The 24,161-nt window shown below is 61.3% G+C and carries 26 protein-coding genes and 3 pseudogenes; 13 read left to right on the top strand and 16 right to left on the bottom strand.

All coding sequences use genetic code 11. From position 1 onward, the window contains the following. Nucleotides 1-165: 165 nt before the first annotated feature. From mnmH to DK871_RS16760, 4 genes are all read right to left on the bottom strand, one after another. The gene (gene mnmH / locus DK871_RS16775; RefSeq protein ID WP_161905851.1) at nucleotides 166-1,269 is read right to left on the bottom strand and encodes a tRNA 2-selenouridine(34) synthase MnmH; all 1,104 of its coding nucleotides are present in this window, start codon (nucleotides 1,267-1,269) and stop codon (nucleotides 166-168) included. After that, a complete protein-coding gene (selD, locus tag DK871_RS16770) occupies nucleotides 1,269-2,303 on the bottom strand; it encodes a selenide, water dikinase SelD (protein ID WP_020302053.1) in 1,035 nt (344 codons plus the stop codon). Before selD ends, mnmH begins: the two co-directional genes overlap by 1 nt. A gap of 93 nt (nucleotides 2,304-2,396) precedes the next feature. Further along, entirely contained in the window at nucleotides 2,397-3,146 is a 750-nt protein-coding gene (locus tag DK871_RS16765; RefSeq protein ID WP_014717958.1) for a TerC family protein, read from the bottom strand. A gap of 31 nt (nucleotides 3,147-3,177) precedes the next feature. Continuing rightward, nucleotides 3,178-3,429: a hypothetical protein gene (locus DK871_RS16760; protein WP_161905849.1), complete on the bottom strand. Its 252-nt coding sequence runs from the start codon at nucleotides 3,427-3,429 to the stop codon at nucleotides 3,178-3,180. Nucleotides 3,430-3,563: 134 nt separating this feature from the next. Between DK871_RS16760 and nhaR the strand changes: the two genes are divergently transcribed. Beyond that, the gene (nhaR, locus tag DK871_RS16755; protein ID WP_034125797.1) at nucleotides 3,564-4,466 is read left to right on the top strand and encodes a transcriptional activator NhaR; all 903 of its coding nucleotides are present in this window, start codon (nucleotides 3,564-3,566) and stop codon (nucleotides 4,464-4,466) included. Here nhaR and DK871_RS16750 read toward each other — a convergent pair whose 3' ends face one another. After that, a complete protein-coding gene (locus tag DK871_RS16750) occupies nucleotides 4,467-5,624 on the bottom strand; it encodes an MFS transporter (protein WP_161905847.1) in 1,158 nt (385 codons plus the stop codon). Between the two features lie 241 nt (nucleotides 5,625-5,865). Here DK871_RS16750 and sstT point away from each other — a divergent pair, with 241 nt between their 5' ends. Further along, nucleotides 5,866-7,086, top strand: a complete 1,221-nt coding sequence (sstT, locus tag DK871_RS16745) for a serine/threonine transporter SstT (RefSeq protein WP_047710512.1) — start codon at nucleotides 5,866-5,868, stop codon at nucleotides 7,084-7,086. Between the two features lie 68 nt (nucleotides 7,087-7,154). Here the strand turns inward: sstT and DK871_RS16740 are convergent, their stop codons facing one another. Beyond that, entirely contained in the window at nucleotides 7,155-7,664 is a 510-nt protein-coding gene (locus tag DK871_RS16740) for a DUF1993 family protein (RefSeq protein WP_044273114.1), read from the bottom strand. 116 nt (nucleotides 7,665-7,780) lie between these two features. Here DK871_RS16740 and DK871_RS16735 point away from each other — a divergent pair, with 116 nt between their 5' ends. Further along, a complete protein-coding gene (locus tag DK871_RS16735; RefSeq protein ID WP_161905845.1) occupies nucleotides 7,781-8,431 on the top strand; it encodes a YceH family protein in 651 nt (216 codons plus the stop codon). A 154-nt stretch (nucleotides 8,432-8,585) separates the two neighbouring features. Here the strand turns inward: DK871_RS16735 and DK871_RS16730 are convergent, their stop codons facing one another. After that, a complete protein-coding gene (locus DK871_RS16730) occupies nucleotides 8,586-9,404 on the bottom strand; it encodes a shikimate 5-dehydrogenase (RefSeq protein WP_161905843.1) in 819 nt (272 codons plus the stop codon). A 156-nt stretch (nucleotides 9,405-9,560) separates the two neighbouring features. Between DK871_RS16730 and DK871_RS16725 the strand changes: the two genes are divergently transcribed. From DK871_RS16725 to DK871_RS16715, 3 genes are all read left to right on the top strand, one after another. Beyond that, complete coding sequence (locus DK871_RS16725; protein WP_019818659.1) at nucleotides 9,561-9,935, top strand: hypothetical protein; 375 nt, start codon at nucleotides 9,561-9,563, stop codon at nucleotides 9,933-9,935. Between the two features lie 234 nt (nucleotides 9,936-10,169). Further along, on the top strand, nucleotides 10,170-10,364 hold the full coding sequence (locus tag DK871_RS16720) for a hypothetical protein (protein WP_003190284.1): 195 nt from the start codon (nucleotides 10,170-10,172) through the stop codon (nucleotides 10,362-10,364). 91 nt (nucleotides 10,365-10,455) lie between these two features. After that, the gene (locus DK871_RS16715; protein WP_003190283.1) at nucleotides 10,456-10,638 is read left to right on the top strand and encodes a hypothetical protein; all 183 of its coding nucleotides are present in this window, start codon (nucleotides 10,456-10,458) and stop codon (nucleotides 10,636-10,638) included. 3 nt (nucleotides 10,639-10,641) lie between these two features. On the opposite strand, the gene DK871_RS16710 is transcribed toward DK871_RS16715, so the two are convergent. Beyond that, the gene (locus tag DK871_RS16710) at nucleotides 10,642-11,709 is read right to left on the bottom strand and encodes an AI-2E family transporter (RefSeq protein WP_019818663.1); all 1,068 of its coding nucleotides are present in this window, start codon (nucleotides 11,707-11,709) and stop codon (nucleotides 10,642-10,644) included. A gap of 171 nt (nucleotides 11,710-11,880) precedes the next feature. Between DK871_RS16710 and yegQ the strand changes: the two genes are divergently transcribed. Next, a complete protein-coding gene (yegQ, locus tag DK871_RS16705; protein ID WP_161905841.1) occupies nucleotides 11,881-13,194 on the top strand; it encodes a tRNA 5-hydroxyuridine modification protein YegQ in 1,314 nt (437 codons plus the stop codon). A gap of 22 nt (nucleotides 13,195-13,216) precedes the next feature. On the opposite strand, the gene DK871_RS29715 is transcribed toward yegQ, so the two are convergent. From DK871_RS29715 to DK871_RS16695, 4 genes and pseudogenes are all read right to left on the bottom strand, one after another. Beyond that, complete coding sequence (locus DK871_RS29715) at nucleotides 13,217-13,972, bottom strand: methyl-accepting chemotaxis protein (RefSeq protein WP_370004746.1); 756 nt, start codon at nucleotides 13,970-13,972, stop codon at nucleotides 13,217-13,219. Between the two features lie 102 nt (nucleotides 13,973-14,074). Next, nucleotides 14,075-14,896: pseudogene (locus tag DK871_RS29710) on the bottom strand (cache domain-containing protein); the annotation flags it as partial. A 51-nt stretch (nucleotides 14,897-14,947) separates the two neighbouring features. Beyond that, a pseudogene (locus tag DK871_RS29215) lies at nucleotides 14,948-15,040 on the bottom strand (outer membrane lipoprotein carrier protein LolA); the annotation flags it as partial. A 22-nt stretch (nucleotides 15,041-15,062) separates the two neighbouring features. Then, the gene (locus tag DK871_RS16695; protein WP_161793214.1) at nucleotides 15,063-16,382 is read right to left on the bottom strand and encodes a Na+/H+ antiporter family protein; all 1,320 of its coding nucleotides are present in this window, start codon (nucleotides 16,380-16,382) and stop codon (nucleotides 15,063-15,065) included. Between the two features lie 228 nt (nucleotides 16,383-16,610). On the opposite strand from DK871_RS16695, the pseudogene DK871_RS29705 reads away from it, so the two are divergent. Together DK871_RS29705 and DK871_RS29700 are read left to right on the top strand one after the other, a co-directional pair. Next, nucleotides 16,611-17,900: pseudogene (locus tag DK871_RS29705) on the top strand (HAMP domain-containing protein); the annotation flags it as partial. A gap of 102 nt (nucleotides 17,901-18,002) precedes the next feature. After that, nucleotides 18,003-18,758 (top strand): methyl-accepting chemotaxis protein, encoded by a 756-nt coding sequence (locus DK871_RS29700; protein ID WP_371914724.1) that lies wholly within the window; start codon nucleotides 18,003-18,005, stop codon nucleotides 18,756-18,758. 257 nt (nucleotides 18,759-19,015) lie between these two features. Here DK871_RS29700 and DK871_RS16685 read toward each other — a convergent pair whose 3' ends face one another. Genes DK871_RS16685 through DK871_RS16670 form a run of 4 tightly spaced genes read right to left on the bottom strand, consistent with a single transcriptional unit; the run spans nucleotide 19,016 to nucleotide 21,607 of the window. After that, on the bottom strand, nucleotides 19,016-20,329 hold the full coding sequence (locus tag DK871_RS16685) for an ATP-binding protein (protein ID WP_161905835.1): 1,314 nt from the start codon (nucleotides 20,327-20,329) through the stop codon (nucleotides 19,016-19,018). After that, nucleotides 20,326-20,994, bottom strand: coding sequence for a response regulator transcription factor (locus tag DK871_RS16680; protein WP_161905834.1), 669 nt, complete (start codon nucleotides 20,992-20,994; stop codon nucleotides 20,326-20,328). The genes DK871_RS16685 and DK871_RS16680 overlap by 4 nt, the downstream gene beginning before the upstream one ends. Continuing rightward, nucleotides 20,994-21,305, bottom strand: a complete 312-nt coding sequence (locus DK871_RS16675; protein WP_044273608.1) for a PepSY domain-containing protein — start codon at nucleotides 21,303-21,305, stop codon at nucleotides 20,994-20,996. The genes DK871_RS16680 and DK871_RS16675 overlap by 1 nt, the downstream gene beginning before the upstream one ends. After that, a complete protein-coding gene (locus DK871_RS16670; protein ID WP_161905833.1) occupies nucleotides 21,305-21,607 on the bottom strand; it encodes a PepSY domain-containing protein in 303 nt (100 codons plus the stop codon). Before DK871_RS16670 ends, DK871_RS16675 begins: the two co-directional genes overlap by 1 nt. A gap of 158 nt (nucleotides 21,608-21,765) precedes the next feature. On the opposite strand from DK871_RS16670, the gene DK871_RS16665 reads away from it, so the two are divergent. From DK871_RS16665 to DK871_RS16650, 4 genes are all read left to right on the top strand, one after another. After that, nucleotides 21,766-22,845: a patatin-like phospholipase family protein gene (locus DK871_RS16665; RefSeq protein WP_161905832.1), complete on the top strand. Its 1,080-nt coding sequence runs from the start codon at nucleotides 21,766-21,768 to the stop codon at nucleotides 22,843-22,845. Nucleotides 22,846-22,925: 80 nt separating this feature from the next. Beyond that, entirely contained in the window at nucleotides 22,926-23,282 is a 357-nt protein-coding gene (queD, locus tag DK871_RS16660) for a 6-carboxytetrahydropterin synthase QueD (RefSeq protein WP_003237990.1), read from the top strand. Between the two features lie 302 nt (nucleotides 23,283-23,584). Next, the gene (locus DK871_RS16655; protein ID WP_161905831.1) at nucleotides 23,585-23,959 is read left to right on the top strand and encodes a hypothetical protein; all 375 of its coding nucleotides are present in this window, start codon (nucleotides 23,585-23,587) and stop codon (nucleotides 23,957-23,959) included. Further along, nucleotides 23,956-24,153 carry a helix-turn-helix transcriptional regulator gene (locus DK871_RS16650; RefSeq protein ID WP_161905830.1) on the top strand — a complete coding sequence of 66 codons (198 nt, stop codon included), beginning with the start codon at nucleotides 23,956-23,958 and terminating at the stop codon, nucleotides 24,151-24,153. Before DK871_RS16655 ends, DK871_RS16650 begins: the two co-directional genes overlap by 4 nt. Nucleotides 24,154-24,161: the final 8 nt, after the last annotated feature.

Genomic DNA, 24,161 nt, shown 5'->3' with positions numbered 1-24,161 from the left:
CAAGAGCGACTCGCTTCGCATCGTGGTTACCGTCGTCTGCTACAGGCTCGGGCTACAAAGTTGTGTAGATACCTATGCTCATCACAGGCAAGCCAGCTCCCACCTTTCGAAGTGTGAATACATACAAAGGTGGGAGCTGGTTTGCCTGCGATGGCGTCCGTAAGGTCATCCCACCCGAGCTACTCGCTCGCGCAAATACTCCACCACCGCCCTCTGCTCCCCGGCAAACTCGATACGCGCGCCCTTGCTCTCGCGCTGGAACGCATACATCGGGTCGTAATACTCACGCAGCAAGCCTTCAATCCATACCCGGTGCAGGTCCACCGCGCCGCTGCGTGCCTGTTCGGCCAGGGCGTCCTGCAATACCGCCTGCAACCGCTGGAAACGCTCACCTCCCAGGCGCTTGTGAATATTGGCCAGGCTCTGGGTCAGGCGCTCGGCAAATAATCCCTGGCCGGTTTCCCCAAACACGTCAATGAACTCGGCGCACAGTTCCACCACGTAATCCTTCAGGATGCGCTCGACGCGACCTTCGACGCTGTCTTCCAGCCACACCATCGGAAACGTCTGCATGCCCTTGTGCAATGGCAATGGCAGCGCACAACTGCCGATCATGCGGCTCTCGTCCTCGACCACAAACTGCTCGATACCGCCTGCGCGCTTCTTCAGCAAATCCACGGCCAGGCGGTTTTCGAAGTCGATATTGGAGGGTTGCGCCGTGGCGCGCTTGCCGAAGCTGGAGCCGCGATGGTTGGCGTGGCCTTCCAGGTCCAGGGCATTGCGCAGTTGGCCGAGCACTTCGGTCTTGCCGGTGCCGGTCATGCCGCCCAGCAGTACGAAGTCACACTGGGCAGTCGCCTGCTCCAGGGTCTCCAGCAGGAAGGTGCGCATGGCCTTGTAGCCACCGCCCACGCGGGGGTATTCGATGCCCGCTTCGGTTTTCAACCATTGCTGCACGATCTGCGAACGCAGGCCGCCCCGAAAGCAGTACAGGTAGCCATTGGGGTTAGCCTGGGCAAACTGCGCCCACTGTTCGATGCGCTCGGCCTTGATTGCCCCGGACACCAGTTCATGCCCCAGCACGATTGCCGCTTGCTGGCCTTGCTGCTTGTAACAGGTGCCGACCCGCTGGCGCTCATCGTCGGTCATCAGCGGCAGGTTGATCACCCCAGGGAACGCGCCCTTGGTGAACTCGACCGGCGCGCGGGTATCCATCATCGGCCGGTCGTTGAGGAAAATGTCGCGGTAATCGGTGATGTCCGTCGCCATCAGATCACCTCAACCGCGTTGGTCTGTCGCTCCAGCAGTTCACCGATAGGCTCAAGGGCCAGGCCCAGCTCGGCGGCCACGGCGTGGAACTCGGCATCGCCTTCCGGGGTAACGGCGATCAGCAGGCCACCGCTGGTTTGCGGGTCGCATAGCACGCGTTTGTGCAGCTCCTGCACACGCCCAAGCTTGCTGGCGTAGCTCTCGAAGTTGCGCAAGGTGCCACCCGGTACGCAGCCCTGGTCCAGGTAGTACTCAACCCCAGGCAAGCGTGGGACTTTTGCATAGTCGATACGGGCGGTCAGGCCACTGCCGTCAGCCATTTCCACCAGGTGACCGAGCAGGCCGAAACCGGTGACATCGGTCATGGCCGTCACACCGGCCAATTTGCCGAAACGGCTGCCCGGCTTGTTGAGGGTGCACATCCAGTCACGCGCCAAACCAATATCCGCCTCGCGCAGTTTGCCCTTCTTCTCGGCGGTGGTGAGGATGCCGATGCCCAAGGGCTTGGTCAGGTACAGGCGGCAACCGGCAGTGGCCGTGTCGTTACGCTTCATATGGCGCTTTTGCACGATGCCGGTCACGGCCAGGCCGAAGATCGGCTCTGGCGCGTCGATTGAATGGCCGCCCGCCAGCGGAATGCCAGCCGCGTCGCACACGGCCCGACCGCCGCGAATCACTTCGCGGGCAATCTCCGGCGCCAGCACGTTGACCGGCCAGCCGAGAATGGCGATGGCCATCAAGGGGTCGCCGCCCATGGCGTAGATGTCGCTGATGGCATTGGTGGCGGCGATGCGGCCGAAGTCGAACGGGTCGTCGACAATCGGCATGAAAAAGTCCGTGGTGGACACCACGCCGCGCTCGTCGTCGATGGCGTATACCGCCGCATCGTCGCGGGAGGCATTGCCCACCCACAGGTTGGGGTCGAGGTTCTGTGCTCCGCTGCCCGCAAGGATCACTTCCAGCACCTGGGGCGAAATCTTGCAACCGCAACCCGCACCGTGGCTGTACTGGGTAAGGCGAATCGGCTCGTTCATGGGGGACCTCAAGCTATCAAGTGGGCCGATTCTAGCAGACAGCAAAAGGCCGGCTGGGCTCTTGTGAGCACAGCCGGCCTGTTTGTTCAGCGGTTACTGGCGCGCAGCGAGCAAACGTGCGTGCCGGTTACGCCGGGCGATATTCAAGCATTCGATCGCCGCCGAGAAGGCCATGGCCGCATACACGTAGCCTTTTGGCACGTGGGCGCCGAAACCTTCGGCAATCAGCGTCATGCCGATCATGATCAAGAAGCCCAGGGCCAGCATCACCACGGTCGGGTTGTCGTTGATGAACTTGGCCAACGGCTCCGCAGCCACCAGCATCACGATCACCGAGACCACCACGGCAATGATCATGATCGGCAAGTGCTCGGTCATGCCCACGGCGGTGATGATGCTGTCGATGGAGAACACCAGGTCGAGCATCAGGATCTGGCCGATGGCAGCGGCAAAGCCGATGGTCACGGTGTTGCTGACGGTGGCCTTCTCTTCAGGCTCCGGGTCCATGCTGTGATGGATCTCGGTGGTTGCCTTCCACACCAGGAACAGGCCACCGGCGATCAGGATCATGTCCTTCCACGAGAACGCCTGGCCGAACACTTCGAACACTGGTGTCGTCAATTGCACGATAAACGCGATGGTGCTCAGCAAGCCCAGGCGCAAGATCAACGCCATGCTGATACCAATGCGCCGTGCCTTGGCCCGGTGCTTCTCTGGCAATTTGTTGGTGAGGATCGAGATAAAGATCAGGTTATCGATGCCCAGCACGATTTCCATGACGATCAAGGTCGCCAGTGCGACCCAGGCGGTGGGGCTGGCGGCCAGTTGTAAAAGGTAATCCATAGGTCAGTCCTGACGTGGTAGTGCTGGGGAATTAGGTTTCTTTGGTGTCGGATTCAGCGTCGTTTTCGGCGTCTTTTTCCTGTTTCTCAGGGCTGATCAAGCCCTGGGTTGCTTCACTCAATGCCTGCTCGGCGGCCTTGTGGGTGTCGTCGATGACCTGCTTGGCCGACTCGGTGGCTTTGCCCAACACCTGTTGCGCGCTTTTCTCGACTTGATCACAGCCGCTGACCCCTATCAATGAAAGCGCAAGCAACGACGCCGCGCCCAGGGAATTGAGTTTCATGATGTATTCCTCGTTAGAACCATTGGGTCCAAGTAGTGGCCCCTCGATAGCGAGGCATTCTATGCAGACGAACAGTTCAGGAAAATTCGTATTTTTCTCGCGTATACTTCGATTTTTACGAAGTGTAGGTCGCGATGCTCAATTATCGACAGCTGCATTACTTCTGGGTGGTGGCCAAGACCGGCAGCATCGTGCGCGCCTGCGAGCAGTTGAACCTCACGCCGCAGACCATCAGCGGGCAGATCAGCCTGTTAGAACAGACCTTCGGTATTGCCCTGTTTCAGCGGGTCGGGCGCCAGCTTGAACTGACCGAAGCCGGGCGTCAGGCGCTGCCCTACGCCGAGCAGATGTTCCAGACCGGCAATGAGCTGGAGGCGATGCTGCGCGCCCAGCCTGACGAGCAGCAGATCCCGTTCCGGGTCGGGGTGGCGGATGTAGTGCCCAAGTCCATCGTGTACCGGTTGATCGCACCGACCATGGAGTTGAGCGAACCGATCCGCATCACCTGCCGTGAAGATAAACTCGAACGTTTACTGGCCGACCTGGCGATCCAGCGCCTGGACCTGGTGATTTCCGACAGCCCCATGCCCACGCACTTGGACATCAAGGGCTACAGCCAAAAGCTGGGAGAATGCGGCATCAGTTTTTTCGCCACCCAGGCGTTGGCTGACCAGCATGGGGGGGATTTCCCACAGTGTTTGCAGGGTGCGCCGCTGTTGATTCCAGGGGCAGAGACCGTGGTGCGCAGCCGTTTGCAGCGCTGGTTTGCCGAACAGCAGATTCAACCCCGCATCATCGGCGAATTCGACGACAGCGCCTTGATGCAGGCGTTTGGGCAATCCGGCAGCGGGATCTTTATCGCGCCCAGCGTGATCGCCGACGAAGTGGTGCGCCAATATGGCGTGGCGCTGATCGGCCAGACCGATGCAGTGACCGAGTCGTTTTATGCGATCTCAGTGGAGCGTAAGGTCAAGCACCCCGGCATTGTGGCGATTACCGAGGGTGCCCGGCGGGAGTTGTTTACCGCCCTGCCCTGATCACTCAGGCATTGAGCGCCGTGGATTGGCGGTCATCAGCCACAGTGCCAGCAGGATCGATACCAGGATAAACCCCGAAGCGGCAAAGCCCAGGCTACCCAGGCCGAGGGTGTCGATGACATGCCCGCCCACCATCGCACCCAAGCCGATGCCGAGGTTGGCCCCGGCAATGTTCAGCGACGCCGCAAACGCTGGCGCATGGGGCGCGGCCTTCATCAAGCGTACATGGCTGACCAGGAACATCGCCGCCTGGGTCACGCCCCACACCGCCATCGCCGCGGCCAGGCCGATGGTCGAGTGAATCGCCGGCACCACCGCCACCATGCCCGCGATCATGAACCCACAGAACACCATGGATGCGATCAACGGGTGACGATCCACGGCCCGTCCGCCCAGGGAGTTGCCGATCAGCCCGACCGCACCAAAGCCCATCAGGCACCAGCCCACCAACGTGCCGTCGAAGCCGGCCAGGCGCTCAAGGATATCTGCCAGGTAGGTATAGGCGGTGAACATGCCACTGAATACCAGGATCGACAGCAGGATATGCCCCTGCATCACCGGGCTGCGCAGGATCTTGAATTGTGAGCGCAAGCTGGCCTGCTGGTGCTTGGCTTGGGTAACCGGCAGGTAGATATACAGCAGCAACGCCTTGGCCAGCGCAATCACCGCGAGCACGGCAAACGCGGTGCGCCAGCCGAACATGTCGGAAATCAGCGTGCCCACCGGAATACCAAACACCGTGGCGCACACAATGCCGAAGCCGATTTTTTCAATCGCACGCCCGGCGAACTCAGGGCCGACGATGTCTACCGCCGTTTCGCTGGCCAGGGCCCAGAACACGGGCAAGCCCAGGGCGGGAATCAAACGGGCCACGGCCATCACCCAGATATTCGGCGCCAATGCAGCCACTGTATTGGCCGCTGCGAACATGATCAGGATGCTGATAAACAGGCGCTTGCGTGGGAACCGCGCGCAGTAGGCGGTGAGGAACGGGCCGAACGCTGCCACGGTGAATGCGAACAGCGTCACCAGCAGCCCGGCCTGGGACACGCTGACGTTCAGGTCCCGAGCGATCGACGGCAACAGGCCGACGATGACGAATTCTGTGGTCAGCACGGTAAAACCGGCGGCTGACAGCAGCAGGATAGGAAACAACATGAAAACTCCAGAAACGACGACATCAACGACAGCCCTAAGGGCCCGCTGACGGAGAGGAAAGATGAGAGAGGTGAATCTTAACAGAACATGTCCGGATTTGATCAAGCCCGACTGAAACGGGTGACGGAATGCCGCAGCAAACGAGACGCGTCCTACAGCATGCTAGACTTCGCGCCTACTTCCTACAGTACTTTCTGCCTGCAATGCTGTGCCCTACTAAAAAAACTAGAGACAACTCTTTATGACTGCTGCCCCTTCCCTGTTGCAACGTTTAATGCGCGTCAGCCTGGTCACCCAAATTGTCATCGGCCTGATTGCCGGGATCGTGTTGGCCCTGCTGTTACCCGAGGCCGCGCGCGCCACCGGCTTTATCGGCAAGGTGTTTGTCACGGCCCTTAAAGCCGTCGCGCCAATCCTGGTGTTTGTGCTGGTGATGGCCTCGATTGCCAACCATAAACATGGCCAGGAAACCCATATCCGCCCGATCCTGTTCCTGTACCTGCTCGGCACCTTTGCCGCCGCCGTGGTTGCGGTGGTTGCCAGCATGATGTTTCCGTCGTTCCTGGTATTGGCGACCCATGACGCCACGGTGAGCGCTCCCGGGGGCATTGGCGAAGTGTTGCAAAGCCTGGCGCTCAGTGTGGTGGATAACCCCGTCAGCGCGCTGATGAACGCCAACTTCATCGGCATCCTGGCCTGGGCCATTGGCATGGGCATCGCTATTCGCCATGCCGGTCAAACCACCCGTACGGTATTGGACGACTTGTCCAACGGCGTCACCCTGATCGTGCGGGTGGTGATCCGCTTCGCCCCGCTGGGCATCTTTGGCCTGGTGGCCTCCACCCTGGCCACCTCGGGCTTCGGCGCACTGCTCGGCTATGCCCACCTGCTGGTCGTGTTGATCGGCTGCATGTTGTTCGTGGCGCTGGTGATCAACCCGGCCATCGTGTTCTGGAAACTGCGCCGCAACCCCTATCCTCTGGTGCTGATGTGCCTGCGCGAAAGCGGCATCACCGCGTTCTTCACCCGCAGCTCGGCGGCGAACATTCCGGTCAACCTGGCGTTGAGCAAACGCCTGGGCCTGCATGAAGACACCTACTCGGTGTCGATCCCGCTCGGTGCCACCATCAACATGGCCGGTGCCGCCATCACTATCACCGTGCTGACCCTGGCGGCCGTGCATACCCTGGGCATCGCCGTGGACATGCCGACCGCCGTGCTGCTCAGCGTGGTCGCTGCGGTGTGCGCCTGCGGTGCATCGGGGGTGGCGGGTGGTTCGCTGCTGCTGATTCCCCTGGCGTGCAGCCTGTTTGGCATCCCCAGTGAAATCGCCATGCAGGTAGTGGCTGTCGGTTTCATCATCGGCGTACTGCAGGATTCGGCGGAAACCGCACTCAACTCGTCTACCGATGTGCTGTTTACGGCGGCGGCGTGTTTGGGCAAGGAAGAACAGGCCGCTTAACACAGCCCCATAAAAAAGCCCGGTGCCGTTCGCAGAGAACGGCACCGGGCTTTTTTGTGCTTGCGGGTTTAGAACGCGCCCATGTAATCGCGCTTACCCACTTCCACACCGTTATGACGCAGCAGCGCATAAGTGGTGGTGACGTGGAAGAAGAACTGCGGCAGGCCGTAGGTCAGCAGGTAGGATTGGCCGCTGAAGCGCTTCTCTTTCGGGGTGCCTGGGCGGGTGACAATCTCGATGCCTTCCTTGCCGTCGATCTGCTCGGGCTTGATGGTGTCGACGAAGGCCAGGACCTTGGCGATCAGCGCTTGCAGGTCGGCAAAGGTGACTTCGCTGTCTTCGTACTTGGGTACTTCGATCTCGGCCAGGCGTGCGGACACACCTTTGGCGAAGTCCACGGCGATCTGCACCTGGCGCACCAACGGGAACATGTCCGGGAACAGACGCGCTTGCAGCAAGGCGTTGGGCTCGATGTTCTTGGCGCTGGCGTGGGCTTCGGCTTTGTTCAGCACATCGCTGAGGGCGTTGAGCATTTGCTTGAAGACCGGGATGGAAGCGGCGTACAGGGAAATAGTCATGACAGTCTCACGGTAATGGCGGGGTTGGAACCAGCCGCGATTATAGCCATGCCTGGCGCTTGTCTTTTATTTTTTCAAGATTAGGCTAAGGGGCTTCACTGCATAGGGAAAGCGCGATGACCGCCGAGCACGACACCGACACCCCTGAGCCGCGCCTGAACAGCACGGAAATCCGCATCCTGGGCTGCCTGATCGAAAAACAGGCGACCAACCCGGAAACCTACCCCCTCACCCTCAACGCCTTGGTGCTGGCCTGCAACCAGAAGACCAGCCGCGAGCCGGTGATGAACCTCAGCCAAGGCCAAGTCGGCCAGAGCCTGCGCGCGCTCGAAGGCCAAGGCTTCACGCGCCTGGTAATGGGCAGCCGCGCCGACCGTTGGGAGCACCGTGTGGACAAGGCCCTGGAACTGGTGCCGGCCCAGGTGATACTGACTGGGCTGCTGTTTTTGCGGGGGCCGCAGACCGTCAACGAGTTGCTCACCCGCAGTGGGCGCATGCATGATTTCGAGGATGCCGAACAGGTCGTGCATCAGCTCGAACGCCTGATTGCACGGGGGTTGGCGCTGCTGGTGCCGCGCCAGGCCGGGCAGCGGGAAGACCGATATACCCATGCGCTGGGGGACCCGGCAGATATTGAAGCGATCATGACCGCGCGGGGGAATCCGGTAGAGCGTAGCGCGGGCGCTGTTTCGGTGGAGCGGATTGAAGAGCTGGAAGCGCGGATTGCAGCACTGGAAGAACGGCTGGCGCAGTTGGAACAGCCCTGACACAGATATCACTCTGTAGGAGCGAGCTTGCTCGCGAAAAACGTCAACGATAACGCGTGTTTCCTGGATGAACGCGGCGCCTATGGGTTTTTCGCGAGCAAGCTCGCTCCTACAAAAGGGGCGTGTCCTTCCCGCAAGGGATAGGCGCAGCCAGCTAGCTGCGGGCGAAGGCCACCGCTGCCTCGAAATGCTCCTGCGTAGGCCGCACGCCGGTATAAAGCACAAACTGCTCCAACGCCTGAATAGCGATCACTTCCAACCCGGTAATCACCCGCTTGCCCTGCGCACGCCCCCGCACGATCAACGGCGTTTCCGCCGGGATCGCCACCACATCGAAGACGGTCTCAGCCTGATCGATTGCCTCAGCCTCAAACGCCAACGCATCCGCTTCCGCACCGCCAGTCATGCCGATGGGCGTCACGTTGATCAGCATCTGTGGCCGCAGGCTGCCCAGATCCCCCTGCCACTGATACCCCAGGTTCCTGGCCAATGCCTGGCCCGCCCCCTCATTGCGCGCCACGATCACACCATTGGCGTACCCCCCGTCACGCAAGGCGCTGGCGACCGCCTTGGCCATGCCGCCGCTGCCGCGCAGGGCGAAGCTGGCGTCTTTGGGCACCGCGTGCTTTTTCAACAGTTGCTCAATGGCGATGTAGTCGGTGTTGTAAGCCTTGAGGTGGCCGTTGGTGTTGACGATGGTGTTCAGGGAGTCGATGGCTTGAACCGAATCGTCGAGTTCGTCCACCAAGGCAATAGCAGCCTCCTTGAACGGCATGGACACCCCGCAACCCCGCACGCCCAGGGCGCGGATACCGCCGATCGCGCCAGGCAAGTCCTGGCTGCTGAAGGCTTTATAGTAAAAATTCAGACCCAGCTGTTCATACAGGTGGTTATGAAAACGCAGGCCAAAGTTCCCAGGGCGCGCCGACAGCGACATGCACAGTTGAGTGTCTTTGTTGGGGTGCATCTGCATGGATAACTCCTTGAAGTAAGCAAATCGGTACAGACCTTACACAACCTTTACTCACTGGCCGTGCTGTTTTCTCGAAATACGTTGTCTTAAAAGTATCCCCGCGACAATCCTTGAGTCTATTGATTGCAGACCACAAGCGCAGGGGCTAATTGAGGAATGACCATCATGCGTAAACTTCCCAGGATCGCCTTGCTTATCGGCGCACTCGCGATGGCCGGCCAAGCTTCCGCCCACGGTGGTGGTTGGGGTGGCCCGGCCGTTTTCGGTGCGCTTGTCGGCGCAGCGGTAGTCGGCTCTGTGGTTGCCAGCCAGCCGCGTGAGGTGTACGTGCAACAGCCGGTGTATGTTCAGCCGCAGCCGGTGTATGCCGCGCCGCCGCCGGTCTACTACGCGCCACCGCCACCGGTGTATGTGCAACAGCAGGTTTACTACCGCCCGGCGCCCGTCTATTACGGCCCACCGCGCGGTTATTATGGGCCACCTCGCGGCTACTACGGCCCTCCCCACGGTTACTACCGTCATGGTTGGTAAGGTTTAACCCCGTTGACAGCCACAGGCCTCGCCCACACGCGGGGCCTTTTTTTGCCTGAAAAGTCCGGATTTATCCTGCCGATGTCGCTGTGAGAACAACGCACGAGCGCCAATCCCACATCATGGGCGGCAAATATCCTGTTGATCGGTTGCGGGCTGCGCTGTCATGTTTGCGTCACAAAACAGTCGCACTATCGACTCAGTCCAGCCAATAACAATTAAGGACGATTGACCATGCCCACACAAAACCCGCACCGCACCGCCGGTCTGTGCACTTCCAGCAAGGTCTACAGCGCCTTGACTGAACTCAAGCACCTCGAAGGCCATCGCAGCGCCAAGTTCCTGGCATTGCTGGCCGAAAACCTGGTGCGCAAGGGCCTGCTCAGTGAGCACGAAGTGGTAAACATGCTCGACCAGGTGGTGGATTAACGCCTGGCATTGATGTCGACTATCGAGCCAGGTGATTTTTCCCAGGCGCCGGCAAACCGTAAGGTGACCTCCATAACGTTTGGAGGTACTTATGCCCACTGTTCAAATCATGTCCGTCATCGGCAGCGCCGTCCCCGCCCCTCTGCGCAAACTGGGCTTGCTCGCCTGCTGGTATGTGGTGCGCGATGGCGAGCCGATCAGCGGCCCGCTCACCTCGTTATCGGATGCCGAAACACAACGCCGGATGGCAACCGACTTCAGGCTAGAAGCCTGAACGTTACGGCAGCGGCAGCTTGACCCGCGGCTTGGTTTCGACGAACAACGCCCAGCACGACATGAACAACGCCGCCACCAGCGGCCCGATCACAAAGCCGTTAAGGCCGAACACCGACAGGCCGCCCAAGGTCGAGATCAGGATCAGGTAGTCCGGCATCTTGGTGTCCTTGCCCACCAGGATCGGGCGCAGCACGTTGTCCACCAGGCCGATCACAAACACGCCGAATAGCCCCAGTACAACGCCCTGCCAGATCGAACCGCTCAACAGGAAATAAACTGCCACCGGCCCCCAGACCAGCCCGGCACCCACCGCAGGCAGCAGGGACAGGAACGCCATCAGCACGGCCCAGAGCAAGGCACTGGGGATGTCCAGGAACCAGAAGATCAAGCCACCCAGCGCACCTTGGGTCACGGCCACCAGCACGTTGCCCTTGACCGTGGCGCGCACCACGCGGTTGAACTTGAGTTGCAGGCGACGCTTTTGCGGCTCGGCCAAGGGTACGGCTGTGCGCACTTTTCGTACCAGCTCCGGGCCATCGCGCAGCAGGAAAAACAGCAGGTACAGCATGATGAAAAAGCTCACCAGGAAATCAAACGTACCCTGGCCGAAGCTGAACGCCTGGGAGGCAAAGAACTGACTGCCCTGCATCGCGCCCTTGACGACCTTTTCCCGCAGCCCTTCGAGGTTGCCCATGCCGAAGCGGTCGAGCAATTGCTGGAAATACGGCGGTAGGACGTTCTTGAATTGCTCGATATAACCCGCCACGTCGAGCTTGCCGCTCTCGATGTTTTTGTAGAGCGTGGCCCCCTCTTGCACCAGCAACGCACTGGTGATGATCACCGGCAGAATCGCGATCACCAGGCACACCATCAAGGTGGTCAGGGAGGTCAGGTTGCGGTTCCAGCTAAAACGCTGCTGCAGGCGGCGCTGCATCGGCGCAAAGATGATGCCCAGGATCACGGCCCAGAACACCGCGCCGTAGAACGGCAGCAATATCCAGATAAAGGCCACGGTGACCAGGGCCAGTAGCAGCAACAGGGTTTTGAATTGCAGGTTGGTTTGATTCATGTCCGGTCCATGTCAGAAAAACAGGGCCGATCGCGGCCCTGTTGCTTAGTCCGCAGCCAAACCTGGGAGTGCCCTTGTTTTTTGAACAAGCATCGATCGCCCTGTTTAGACGTGGATCAATGCACGGCGCCCGGCCCTGCACTACCCTCGCGCCTTTTGCGACCTACAGCCATGCCCTCCATGATTGCCCCCGAACTGCTCGCCCCTGCCGGCACCCTGAAAAACATGCGCTACGCCTTCGCCTACGGTGCCGATGCGGTCTATGCCGGCCAGCCGCGCTACAGCCTGCGGGTGCGCAACAACGAGTTCGACCACGCCAACCTGGCCCTCGGCATCCAGGAAGCCCATGACCAGGGCAAGCGTTTCTACGTGGTGGTGAACATTGCGCCGCACAACGCCAAGCTCAAGACCTTCCTCAAGGACCTGGCGCCCGTGATCGCCATGGGCCCGGATGCGCTGATCATGTCCGACCCGGGGTTGATCATGCTGGTGCGCGAGCACTTCCCGCAGATGCCGATCCACCTGTCGGTACAGGCCAATACGGTGAACTGGGCCAGCGTGGCGTTCTGGCAGCAACAAGGTATTTGCAGGGTGATTCTGTCGCGAGAGCTGTCCCTGGAAGAGATCAGCGAAATCCGCCAGCAAGTGCCGGCGATGGAGTTGGAGGTGTTTGTACATGGGGCCTTGTGCATGGCCTATTCCGGGCGGTGCCTGCTGTCGGGCTACATGAACAAGCGTGACGCCAACCAGGGCACCTGCACCAATGCCTGCCGCTGGAAATACCAGGCCACGCCGGCAGTGGAGAATGCCACTGGCGATATCGTCCAGGAATATCAACCCACATTGGGCATCGGCACGCCCACCGATCAGGTGTTCCTGCTACAGGAAGCCAATCGCCCCGATGAACCCATGCCCGCCTTCGAAGACGAACACGGCACCTACATCATGAACGCCAAGGACCTGCGGGCGGTGCAGCATGTGGAACGCCTGGCACAGATGGGCGTGCATTCATTGAAGATCGAAGGCCGCACCAAGTCCCACTTCTATTGCGCGCGCACCACCCAGGTGTACCGCCAGGCCATCGATGACGCAGTGGCCGGCCGTGCGTTTGACCGCGGCTTGATGACCAACCTCGAGTCACTGGCCCAGCGTGGCTACACCGAGGGTTTCCTGCGCCGCCACGTGCACGACGAATACCAGAACTACCAGAACGGCAGCTCGGTTTCCGAACGCCAGCAGTTTGTCGGGGAACTGACCGGCGAGCGGCGTGGCGCGTTGGCCGAGGTGAAGGTGAAGAATCGCTTTGCGCTGGGCGACCACCTGGAGTTGATGACGCCCGCCGGCAATTTTCACTTTGACTTGGCGAGCCTGCATAACGCCAAGGGTGAAGGCATCGAAGTGGCGCCGGGGGACGGGCATACGGTGTATGTGCCGATTCCGGCGCAGATGGACCTGCGTTTTGGCTTGCTGATGCGCGACGTTTAAACCTTGCCGAGGGTTAAATGGATCAGATCCTGAACTGGCCCACCAACTGCCCGAGGCGCTGGCCTAGGTCGGCCAGGCTGCGAGACGTCTGAGCGCCCAACTGGGTTTCGTCCGCCACGCTGTCTACCGCTACGGCAATCTGATGCACGCTGCGGTTGATCTCTTCCGCGACGGCGGTCTGCTCTTCGGCGGCGCTGGCGATCTGGGCGTTCATCGAGTTGATGGTGCCAATCAGTTGCGCCATCGTGTCCAGGGACGCGCCGGCTTGGTTGGCCTGGGCCGAGGTGCCGTCGCCAGCATCGCTGGAGCGGCGCATCGCGTCCACGGCCGCCTCGGTGCCTTTTTGCAGGCGGTCAATCATGCCCTGAATTTCCTGGGTGCTGGTTTGGGTGCGGCTGGCCAGGGCGCGCACTTCATCGGCGACCACGGCAAAGCCACGCCCGGCCTCCCCGGCCCGTGCGGCTTCGATGGCAGCGTTGAGCGCCAACAGGTTGGTTTGTTCGGCGATGGAGCGGATCACGCCGAGCACGCTGACAATCGACGACACATCCTGCTGCAGGCTGTCCAGGGACACGCCGCTGCTGCGGATGTCGTTCACCAGCGCATGGATCTGCGCGATGCTGCCGTCCACCACGCGTTTGGCGGCCTGGCCTTCGGCGTCGGTCTGCTGCGCAGCAACGGCGGCGCCCTGGGCACTGCGCGCCACTTCGTGGGCGGCCGAGGACATCTGGTTGATCGCGGTGGCCACTTGGTCGGTCTCGTGGCGCTGGCGTTCCATGGCCTGCTCGGAACGCTGGGCCTGGTCGGACACCTGGCTCACCAGCCCGGTGAGCTGGGCGGTCATGTCGGTGATCTGGCGCACCAGGCCGTGAATTTTATCGACAAAGCGGTTGAACGCACCGGCCAGGTCGCCGAGTTCATCCTGGCTGGTGATGGCCAGGCGGCGGGTCAGGTCACCTTCACCCGCTGCGATGTCATCGAGGTTGGCTTTCATCAGGTGCAGCGGACGCAAGATGGTATTGGCCAGCAACATGCCCACGGCGGCGATCACCAGCAACACCACCACGGCCACACCGAGGATGCTCAGCAGCACGCCTTGCATGCGCTTTTCGACTTTGGCCTGCACCACTGCCACCTGGGCGTCGATGCCATCGAGGTTCACCGAAGTGCCGATCACCATGTCCCACTTGGGCAGGTACTCGGTATAGCCGAGCTTGGGCACCAGTTCGGTCTGGCCGGGCTGGGTCGAGCTGTATTGCAGGTAGTGGGTGCCGTCCTTGCCGACCTTGACCAGATCGCGGTTGACGTAGACGCCGTTGGGGTCGCGGTTGTCCTTGAAGCTTTTGCCTACGCCGTCCGGGCTGTTGCCCTTGAACAGGCGGATGGTCTCGGAGTCGTAGCCGAAGAAATAGCCGTCTTTGCCGTAGCTGGTATTGGACAGCAACTTGACCACCTGCGCCCGCGCCGCGCTGTCGCCGGGGGCTGCCGCGTCGTAGAGCGGCTTGATGGTGGTCATAGCCACCTCGACATAACCGTGCAGGGTGGCCTTGGCGTCGTTGAGCAGGCGCTGGCGGGTTTCATCCACTTCGTTGCGGGCCTGGCCCTGCAGAATCCACACGGTGGTTAGGCTGATGACCACGGCAAACAACAACACCGGCACGACAGCAAGGGCCAGGACTTTGGCCTTCAAACTCAGACGCATGGCTTTTCTCTCTTGTTAGTGGCGACTTGAGAGGTTAACGGCCATGTGAGCGATTACTGTAGGAGCGAGCTTGCTCGCGAAAAACCTGAGAGCACTGCGGAGTGCCAGGTTGCCCGCGTTATCGTTGACGCTTTTCGCGAGCAAGCTCGCTCCTACAGGAACCTCGTCAGAGCGTCATCGCGGCCAGCCAGCCGAACGCCAGCAGCGGCAGGTTGTAGTGCAGGAAAGTCGGCACCACAGTGTCCCAGATGTGGTGGTGCTGGCCGTCGATGTTCAGGCCGGAGGTGGGGCCGAGGGTGGAGTCCGAGGCTGGCGAACCGGCGTCGCCCAAGGCGCCGGCGGTACCGACGATGCACACGATGGCCACCGGGCTGAAGCCCAGTTGCACACACAGCGGCACGAAAATCGCCGCCAGGATCGGCACCGTGGAAAACGACGAGCCGATGCCCATGGTCACCAACAACCCCACCAGCAGCATCAACAACGCGCCAACGCCCCGGCTATGACCGATGAACGCCGCCGAGGCCTGCACCAGCGAGTTCACGTCACCGGTGGCCTTGAGCACTTCGGCAAAACCTGAGGACGCGATCATGATGAAGCCGATCATCGCCATCATTTTCATGCCTTCGGTGAACAGGTCATCGGTGTCGCGCCAGCGCACGATGCCCGACACCGAGAAGATCAGGAACCCGGCCAGGGCGCCGATGATCATCGAGTCCAGCCACAATTGGATGATGAACGCCGAGGCGATCGCCAGGCCGGCCACCAGCAGGGTCAGCGGGTTGTACTGCACCGCCACTTGCTCGACACGCTCGATTTTCTTCAGGTCGTACACACGCTTTTTGCGGTAGCTGATCAACACCGCCACCAGCAGGCCGACCACCATGCCCAGCGCCGGCAAGCCCATGGCGTGAGTGACATTGACCCCGCTGATATCCACCCCGCTCTTGGCGACGTTGGCCAGCAGGATCTGATTGAGGAAGATATTGCCAAAGCCCACCGGCAGAAACATGTACGGGGTGATCAGGCCGAAGGTCATCACGCAGGCGATCAGGCGACGATCCAGTTGCAGCTTGGTCAGCACATACAGCAGCGGCGGTACCAGCAGCGGAATAAACGCAATGTGGATCGGCAAGATGTTCTGCGAGGCAATCGCCACCACCCACAACAGGCCGATCAGCAGCCATTTGACATGGTTGCCACCGCTGGCGTCCTGGCGGTCCACCAGCAGCAAGGCTTTGTCCGCCAAGGCATGGGCCAGGCCGGACTTGGCAATCGCCACGGCGAAAGCCCCGAGCAATGCGTAGGACAAGGCCACGGTTGCGCCGCCGCCCAGCCCGCCGTTGAAGGCCTTGAGCGTGGCCTCGATACCCAGGCCACCGGTCAAGCCGCCCACCAGAGCGCCGACGATAATGGCGATGACCACGTGCACGCGGGACAGGCTGAGTACCAGCATGGTGCCGACCGCGGCGATGACTGCGTTAATCATGGTTACCTCAAGCAGAAACAAAAAAGACAGGCATGCCCGCGCGCGGCCCATGGGAACAGCTGCCGGCGTGCAGGCTTGAAAGAGGTCTTATTAGAGGGCGCGCACTTTGCAGGAGCTGGGCTGTCATGTCAAAACTGTGGTGAGGGAACGCTCTCTCAACAGATAAAGAATCGCAGGCGCCCGCCGATAAGCTGTCTCTATGTGCTTTCAGGTAAGGATGTCCCGATGTCGCTCAGGCAGCTCTCCATTCAATGGAAAATCACCCTGCTGGCGGGCCTGTGCCTGCTGGGGATCGTGACCCTGCTGGTGGGTCTGTCGCTGTACCGCATGGCGCAGAGCTCGCAGCAGGTCAAGGCGTCCAGCATGCAGATGCTCGACGAAGCCGCCCAGTCGCGCATCGAGGCCCAAGGCGAAGTGCAGGCGCTGGGCATTCGCCAGCAGTTCATGGATGCCTACCAATACGGCCACGGTTTTTCCCGCCAGGTGCTGTTTTTGCGCGAGCAGGCCGAGAAGCGCTTTCTCGATGCCTTCGACACCCGTGAAGACTTGACCCACCAGGTAAAGGCCGCCCTGCAGGCCAACCCAGACCTGCTCGGCCTGTCCCTGGTGTTCGAAGCCAATGCGCTGGACGGCAAGGACGAGTTGTTCGCGAACCAGGCGGAACTGGGGAGCAATGACAAAGGCCGTTTCGCGCTGTACTGGTCGCAACCGACGCCGGGGAAAATCACCTCGATGGCGCTGCCCGAGAGCGACATGGCCGACACCTCCATCGGCCCCAGCGGCGAAAAGGCCAACGCCTGGTTCACTTGCCCGCGCACGACCCTCAAACCCTGTGTGATCGAACCTTACTTTTATGTGATCGACGGCCAGAACGTGCTGATGACCAGCATCGTGTTCCCGCTGATGGTCAACGGCAAAGTCATCGCTTCGCTGTCGGTGGACATCAACCTCAACAGCTTGCAGGCGGTGAGCCAGCAGGCCAGCGGGAAACTGTACGACGGCCAGACCCAGGTCAGCATCCTCAGCGCCACTGGCTTATTGGCCGGCTACAGCCCGGATGCGAGCAAACTCAGCCAACGCCTGGAGCAGGTCGACCCGGCCAGCGGCGCGCAGTTGATCAGTGCCCTGGCCAGCAGTACCCAGACCCACTGTCTGCGCACCGACCATCAACTCAAGGTGCTGGCGCCTTTTGCACCGATTCCCGGCGGTAAGGCGTGGGGCGTATTGCTGGATGTACCGGAACAAGTCCTGGTCGCCCCCGCCGAAGCGCTGAAAAACCAGCTGGACGCCGACAACGCCAAAGGCACTTTGTTGGAACTGGGCTTGGGCCTGCTGGCCGCGGTGGTTGGTTTGATCCTGGTGTGGCTGATGGCGCGCAGCGTGACCCGGCCAATCCTTGGCGTGGCGCACATGCTTGAAGATATCGCCAGCGGCGAAGGCGACCTGACCCGGCGCCTGGCCTACGCCAAACAGGATGAACTGGGCCAATTGGCCGGCTGGTTCAACCGTTTCCTCGACAAACTGCAGCCGATCATTGCCGAGGTCAAACGCTCGGTGCAGGACGCCCGTGGCACCGCCGACCAGTCCGCAGCCATTGCCACGCAAACCAGCGCCGGCATGGAGCAGCAGTACCGCCAGGTGGACCAGGTGGCCACCGCGTCCCACGAAATGAGCGCCACCGCCCAGGACGTGGCCCGCAGCGCCGCCCAAGCGGCCCAAGCCGCACGGGATGCCGACCAGGCGACTCGTCAAGGCTTGACCGTTATCGACCGCACCACCGTCAACATTGGCGAGCTCGCCGCCGACATGAGCACTGCCATGGCCCAAGTAGAAGGTTTGGCCGCCAACAGCGAACAGATCGGCTCGGTGCTCGAAGTGATTCGCGGCATCGCCGAGCAGACCAACCTGTTGGCGCTCAACGCCGCCATCGAAGCCGCTCGCGCCGGTGAAGCCGGCCGCGGTTTTGCCGTGGTCGCCGACGAAGTGCGTAACCTGGCGCGGCGCACCCAGGAATCGGTGGAGGAAACCCGCCTGGTGATCGAACAATTGCAAACCGGTACCAGCGACGTGGTCGGTTCCATGGGCAACAGCTATCGCCAGGCCCAGGGCAGCGTCGAACAGGTCGGCCAGGCCGTCACCGCCTTGCGCCAGATTGGCGATGCGGTCACGGTGATCAGCGACATGAACCTGCAAATCGCCAGCGCCGCCGAAGAGCAAAGCGCGGTGGCCGAAGAGATCAACAGCAACGTGGCGACCATTCGCGATGTGACCGAGTCGTTGTCGGAGCAGGCCAATGAATCGGCGCGGGTCAGCCAGGCGTTGAACAGCCTGGCGAATCAGCAGCAGGGGTTGATGGATCAGTTCAGGGTCTGAATGTAGCAAGGCTTTTCTGTGGGGGGCGGGCTTGCCCCAATGCCAGTCAGTTAAGGTTTTTTTGTAGGAGCGAGCTTGCTCGCGAAAAACTCACAGGCGCCGCGTTCATTCAGCAAGCACGCGTTATCGTTGACGTTTTTCGCGAGCAAGCTCGCTCCTACAGTAGGCGATGCAGACACCTCGGTACTTCAGGCAAACCGAGTCGATGCTATCGCAGGCAAGCCAGCTCCCACATCTTGAGCGGTGGGGTTTCAGTGTCAGCGGCGTGGCAACTCGATCAATACCTTGAGCCCACCCAGCTCACTCTCCTGCAGTTGCAACACCCCGCCCCACACCTCGACGATGTCGCGCACGATCCCCAAACCCAGACCATGGCCAACCCTCTGTTCATCCAGGCGTGCGCCACGGCTGAACACCTGGTCGCGCTGGGCCTCGGGTATGCCGGGGCCGTCGTCTTCCACCGCCAGTTGGTAACCGTGGGGCATCTCGCTGACGCTAAGACGTACCTCGGCGTCCGCCCATTTACAGGCGTTGTCCAGCAAGTTGCCCAGCAGTTCCAACAGGTCTTCACGGTCCCAGGGCAGTTGCAGGCCCGGCGCCACCTGGTAGCTGAGGTCCAGGTGTTCGCCATGGATCATGCGCAGGGTGGCCAGTAAACCGGGCAGCTCTTGTTCACAGTCAAACAACGCGCCCGGCAAGGCATCACCCGCCAGGCGCGCACGGTTGAGTTCACGGTTAAGGCGTTGCTGCACTTGCTCCAGTTGTTCGCGCAGCAACTGGCTAAGCTGCGGATGATCCTTGAGCGCCTCACTGGAAGCGGCACTCAACAACACCGCCAGGGGAGTTTTCAGCGCATGCCCCAGGTTGCCGAGGGCGTTGCGCGAGCGCTTGAGGCTGTCTTCGGTATGCGCCAGCAGGTGGTTGATCTGCGCCACCAGTGGCTCCAGTTCAAGCGGCACCTGGGTGTCGAGTTGCGAGCGCTGGCCTTGTTGCAGTTGGGCGATCTGGTTACGTGCGGTCTCCAGGGGGCGCAGGGCACGGCGTACGGTGACCCGTTGCAGGATCAGCACCAGCATCAGCGCCGCCAGCCCCATCACCAGGCCGACCTGGCGCATCAGGCGAAAGCTTTCGCGCACGGGCGTGTAGTCCTGGGCCACGCTGATGGAAATCGACTGGCCAAAGCGCTTGTAGTCCGAGCGCAACACCAGCAGTTGCTGGCCTTCCGGCCCCAGTTGCAGGTTGCCCTTGAGCCCCGCCACCGGGAGCCGGGGCAGTTCCTGGTCCCACAGTGAGCGGGAGCGCCAATGCACATCGGCAAAGTCGATACGAAAGTAATGCCCGGAAAATGGCCGTTGGTACGCCGGCGACAGGCGCTGCTCATCCAACTGCACGCCGTTGGGCCCACGCACCAGCGCCACCAGCAGGTTTTCGCTGTCGTTGCGCAAGCCCGCTTCAAGGTAGCGCTGCAAACCTGCCTCGAACAACCACAGGCTGGTTTGCGCCAGCACCACGCCGACAATCACCATCACGCTGATCAACCCCAGGCTCAGGCGCCGCTGGATTGACCTCATGCCGGGGTGACGCCGAAACGGTAGCCCTGGCCACGCCGCGTCTCGATCACGCTGCGACCCAATTTGCGCCGCAGGTGGTTGACGTGCACCTCCAGCACATTGGAGTCGCGCTCGGTCTCGCCGTCATACAAGTGTTCGGCCAGGTGGCTTTTGGACAGGATCTGTTCGGGATGCAGCATGAAATAGCGCAACAACCGAAATTCGGCAGCCGTCAGTTGGATCTCGGCGCCGTCGCGCAGCACACACTGGCGCCCTTCATCCAAATGCAGGCCGGCGGCTTGCAGGGTGGGCTGGTTCGTCTGGCCGTGGGAGCGACGCAGCAGCGACTGGATGCGCAGGTACAGCTCTTCGGGGTGAAAAGGTTTGCTCAGGTAATCATCGGCGCCGGCCTTGAGCCCTTCGATACGCTCGGCCCAGGAATCGCGGGCGGTCAGAATCAGCACCGGGATGGCCAACGCGGCGGCGCGCCATTGGGCCAGTACGTCAAGCCCGGGCAAACCGGGCAGGCCAAGGTCAAGAATGATCAGGTCATAGGGCTCGCTGTGCCCCTGATACACGGCGTCGCGGCCATCGGCCAGCCAGTCGACCGCATAGCCCTGGCGCTGCAGGCCGGCCATCAGCTCGTCAGCCAGGGGTACGTTGTCTTCCACCAGGAGCAGGCGCATCAATCTTCCTCATCTTTGATCAGGTTACCGTTGGTGGCGTCCAGCTTGATCTCGCGCACCACGCCTTCGGTGGTCACCAGTTCCACTTCATAGGCATATTGCCCGTGCTTCTTTTCCAGTTCGGCCTCCAGCAGCCGCGAGCCGGGGTATCGCGCCATGGCCTGCTGCAACAGCTGTTCCAATGGCAGGATTACGCCTTGCTGGCGCAGGGCCAGGGCTTCGTCCTGATTGAGGTCGCGGGCCGCCAGGCTAGAACAAAACACCATGAGCACCAGCGCCACGCGACTGCCGACGCGTAAATTTACCTTCATTACGTATCCTGATGATTCTTGAGAACCTGCCCGGTGAGCGCGTTCAATTCAACATCCCATTCAATGCCGTCTGCATCTTGTAGCTCGACTTCATAGATGTACTTGCCGTATTCCTCATCCAGGTCGGTGCCCAGCAGCGTCGAACCAGGGTGAAGGGCCAGGGCCGTGGCATCCAATTGATCGAAAGCGACAATAGTAACAGTGGCCGGCACGATCAGTGGCTTGTCGGGGTCCACGGCGGCGGCCGGGGTCGCCGTAACGAGGATGATAGCGGCGGCGCCCAGGGCAGTGAGGCGCTTCATGATAAGTCTCCGTTACATGATGTTTTCCTACGTCGGCCACGGTACGCGTTGCAACTTAACTGAAACTGAATTGCCACCATGGCAATTCCGGTTAAGCCATTTTTCCCACGGCCTGCGAGATTTCCTATACTGCCCCGCTCGCCTCAACAGAGACCGGTATGACCGCCATCCATATCAAGTTCCCGGCCTTGACTCTCAAGGCCGGCAAACGCGCCTTCACCCGCATCCGCGAGCAGGGCCTTGCGCCTGCCGACGTCGGCATCCTTCCCGGTGCGGCGGGCGGCCCCAAGGCCCTGGGTATCCAAGGGCTCGACCTGGCGCTATTCGGTGACTGGTTACGCCGTGCCCCGCGCGAGCGTGCGCTGATCGGCGCGTCCATCGGCTCCTGGCGGTTTGCCAGCGCCTGCCTGCCCGACCCGGTGCAAGGCTTGCTCGATCTGGGCCGCCTGTACAACGAGCAGCGCTTTGCCAAAGGCGTGACCATGGCCCAAGTCAGCCAGAGCTGCCAGCGCATGCTCGACGACCTGCTGGCCGGGCGCGATGCGCGGGTGCTGGACAACCCCGACTATCGGCTGAACATCATGGTGGTCAAGAGCCACGGCTTGCTCGCCGATGACCACCGTGGGCGGCTGGGGCTGGGCCTGTCGTCGGTGATTGCCGATAACCTGCGGGGCCGCGCACGGCTGTCGCGGCATTTCGAGCGGCTGATCATCCACGACCCGCGCCAGGCACCCCCGGTACACCCCCTGACGGATTTCCCCTCGCGCTTCCTCACCCTGGACGTGGGTAACCTGCGCCAGGCGTTGCTCGCGTCCGGCTCGATCCCCATGGTCATGCAAGGCGTGCGCGACCTGCCCGGGGCCGGAGCCGGCACCTACCGCGACGGCGGCCTGCTGGACTACCACCTCGACCTGCCCTACCAGGGCGATGACATCGTGCTGTACCCGCACTTTACCGACCGAGTCATCCCCGGCTGGTTCGACAAGGGCCTGCCATGGCGACGCAGCAACCAGCAAGGCTTGCAGGATGTGTTACTGCTGGCGCCGTCCAGGGACTACCTGGCCCGCCTGCCCCACGGCAAGCTGCCAGACCGCAGCGACTTCAAGCGCTTTATGGGCGATGATCCTGCCCGCAACAAATATTGGCAAACCGCCATGAGCGAGAGCCAGCGGCTGGGGGATGAGTTTTTGGCATTGGCGGACAACGGCAAGCTCGGCGAACGTTTGCTAGCCCTTTGACCGCATGGGCGGTATGCGCAGAGGTTGATCAAGCTGTTAAACTCGCCGCCTGCCAGACACCTGACCGAGCTGAAAACACTGTGGAAATCTTCAAAGAGTTTACCTTCGAATCCGCCCACCGCCTGCCCCACGTACCGGAAGGCCATAAATGCGGGCGCCTGCATGGGCATTCGTTCAAGGTGGCCATCCACCTGAGCGGCGACCTGGATCCCCATACTGGCTGGATTCGCGACTTCTCGGAGATCAAGGCGATTTTCAAGCCGCTCTATGAACGCCTCGACCACAACTACCTCAACGACATTCCCGGCCTGGAAAACCCCACCAGCGAAGTGCTGGCCAAGTGGATCTGGACGGAGTTGAAACCCCTGCTGCCAGAACTCAGTGCGATCCGTATCCACGAGACGTGCACCAGTGGCTGCATCTATCGCGGCGAGTAAGCGATCGAGTGTTGAAAAGAACCACTCCGCAGGTGGTAACGCCAGTCAGTTAAGGCTTTTTTGTAGGAGCGAGCTTGCTCGCGAAAAACTTACGGGCGCCACGTTCGTTCAGCAAACACGCGTTATCGTTGACGTTTTTCGCGAGCAGGCTCGCTCCTACAGAGAAGGCGATGACCGCTTAACTAACTGGCATTACCACCTTCGGGTGGTTTTTTTATGCCTGTCTGCCACGATGTAAAGCAAGCTTGACACCGAATGGACCACCACCTAATGTAAAGCACCCTTTACTTATGGAGATGATCATGTCACCCAAACGCTTCCCGATGAAGTTCGCCGTCATTTTATTGGTGTACGTACTGTGCGTGGTGGTTTCCAGCGTCTACATGTCGTCGATGCCCGACGGTGTCGCCAAAATCGCCCTGGCGCTGCTGCCCGTTACCCCGATGATCGCGATGGCGGTGTCGATCATTCGGCGCCTGAACGCCATGGATGAAATGGGCCGCAAGATCCAGCTGGAAGCGCTTGCCGTGGCGTTTGTCTGCACGGCGCTGACGACCTTCAGCTACGGCTTTCTGGAGACCGCTGGCTTCCCGCGGATGTCGGCCTTCATGGTATGGCCGATCATGGGCGGTGTCTGGTGCGTGGCCACGATCATCGGCACAAGGCGCTATCAGTGAACAACCAATTGCGCTATCTGCGCTCCGAGCTGGGCTGGTCCCAGGCTGACCTTGCAGAGCGCCTGGGTGTGTCGCGCCAGACCGTCAATGCCATCGAGACCGGCCGCTACGATCCAAGCTTGCCCCTGGCGTTCAAGATCGCCAAGGTGTTCGAACAGCCCATCGAGGCCATCTTTGAAGCACCGATGGATTGATGGGGACG

Source organism: Pseudomonas sp. L13 (genome assembly GCF_009935965.1).
GTDB lineage: Bacteria > Pseudomonadota > Gammaproteobacteria > Pseudomonadales > Pseudomonadaceae > Aquipseudomonas > Aquipseudomonas lactis.
The sequence above is the reverse complement of the archived record's forward strand: the minus strand, read 5'-3'. Positions and strand labels throughout refer to the sequence as shown.

Coding starts and splice junctions, on each gene's coding strand:
- mnmH (WP_161905851.1), bottom strand. CDS start 1,269: ATGGCGACGGACATCACCGATTACCGCGACATTTTCCTCAACGACCGG.
- selD (WP_020302053.1), bottom strand. CDS start 2,303: ATGAACGAGCCGATTCGCCTTACCCAGTACAGCCACGGTGCGGGTTGC.
- DK871_RS16765 (WP_014717958.1), bottom strand. CDS start 3,146: ATGGATTACCTTTTACAACTGGCCGCCAGCCCCACCGCCTGGGTCGCA.
- DK871_RS16760 (WP_161905849.1), bottom strand. CDS start 3,429: ATGAAACTCAATTCCCTGGGCGCGGCGTCGTTGCTTGCGCTTTCATTG.
- nhaR (WP_034125797.1), top strand. CDS start 3,564: ATGCTCAATTATCGACAGCTGCATTACTTCTGGGTGGTGGCCAAGACC.
- DK871_RS16750 (WP_161905847.1), bottom strand. CDS start 5,624: ATGTTGTTTCCTATCCTGCTGCTGTCAGCCGCCGGTTTTACCGTGCTG.
- sstT (WP_047710512.1), top strand. CDS start 5,866: ATGACTGCTGCCCCTTCCCTGTTGCAACGTTTAATGCGCGTCAGCCTG.
- DK871_RS16740 (WP_044273114.1), bottom strand. CDS start 7,664: ATGACTATTTCCCTGTACGCCGCTTCCATCCCGGTCTTCAAGCAAATG.
- DK871_RS16735 (WP_161905845.1), top strand. CDS start 7,781: ATGACCGCCGAGCACGACACCGACACCCCTGAGCCGCGCCTGAACAGC.
- DK871_RS16730 (WP_161905843.1), bottom strand. CDS start 9,404: ATGCAGATGCACCCCAACAAAGACACTCAACTGTGCATGTCGCTGTCG.
- DK871_RS16725 (WP_019818659.1), top strand. CDS start 9,561: ATGACCATCATGCGTAAACTTCCCAGGATCGCCTTGCTTATCGGCGCA.
- DK871_RS16720 (WP_003190284.1), top strand. CDS start 10,170: ATGCCCACACAAAACCCGCACCGCACCGCCGGTCTGTGCACTTCCAGC.
- DK871_RS16715 (WP_003190283.1), top strand. CDS start 10,456: ATGCCCACTGTTCAAATCATGTCCGTCATCGGCAGCGCCGTCCCCGCC.
- DK871_RS16710 (WP_019818663.1), bottom strand. CDS start 11,709: ATGAATCAAACCAACCTGCAATTCAAAACCCTGTTGCTGCTACTGGCC.
- yegQ (WP_161905841.1), top strand. CDS start 11,881: ATGCCCTCCATGATTGCCCCCGAACTGCTCGCCCCTGCCGGCACCCTG.
- DK871_RS29715 (WP_370004746.1), bottom strand. CDS start 13,972: ATGGAACGCCAGCGCCACGAGACCGACCAAGTGGCCACCGCGATCAAC.
- DK871_RS29700 (WP_371914724.1), top strand. CDS start 18,003: ATGGAGCAGCAGTACCGCCAGGTGGACCAGGTGGCCACCGCGTCCCAC.
- DK871_RS16685 (WP_161905835.1), bottom strand. CDS start 20,329: ATGAGGTCAATCCAGCGGCGCCTGAGCCTGGGGTTGATCAGCGTGATG.
- DK871_RS16680 (WP_161905834.1), bottom strand. CDS start 20,994: ATGCGCCTGCTCCTGGTGGAAGACAACGTACCCCTGGCTGACGAGCTG.
- DK871_RS16675 (WP_044273608.1), bottom strand. CDS start 21,305: ATGAAGGTAAATTTACGCGTCGGCAGTCGCGTGGCGCTGGTGCTCATG.
- DK871_RS16670 (WP_161905833.1), bottom strand. CDS start 21,607: ATGAAGCGCCTCACTGCCCTGGGCGCCGCCGCTATCATCCTCGTTACG.
- DK871_RS16665 (WP_161905832.1), top strand. CDS start 21,766: ATGACCGCCATCCATATCAAGTTCCCGGCCTTGACTCTCAAGGCCGGC.
- DK871_RS16655 (WP_161905831.1), top strand. CDS start 23,585: ATGTCACCCAAACGCTTCCCGATGAAGTTCGCCGTCATTTTATTGGTG.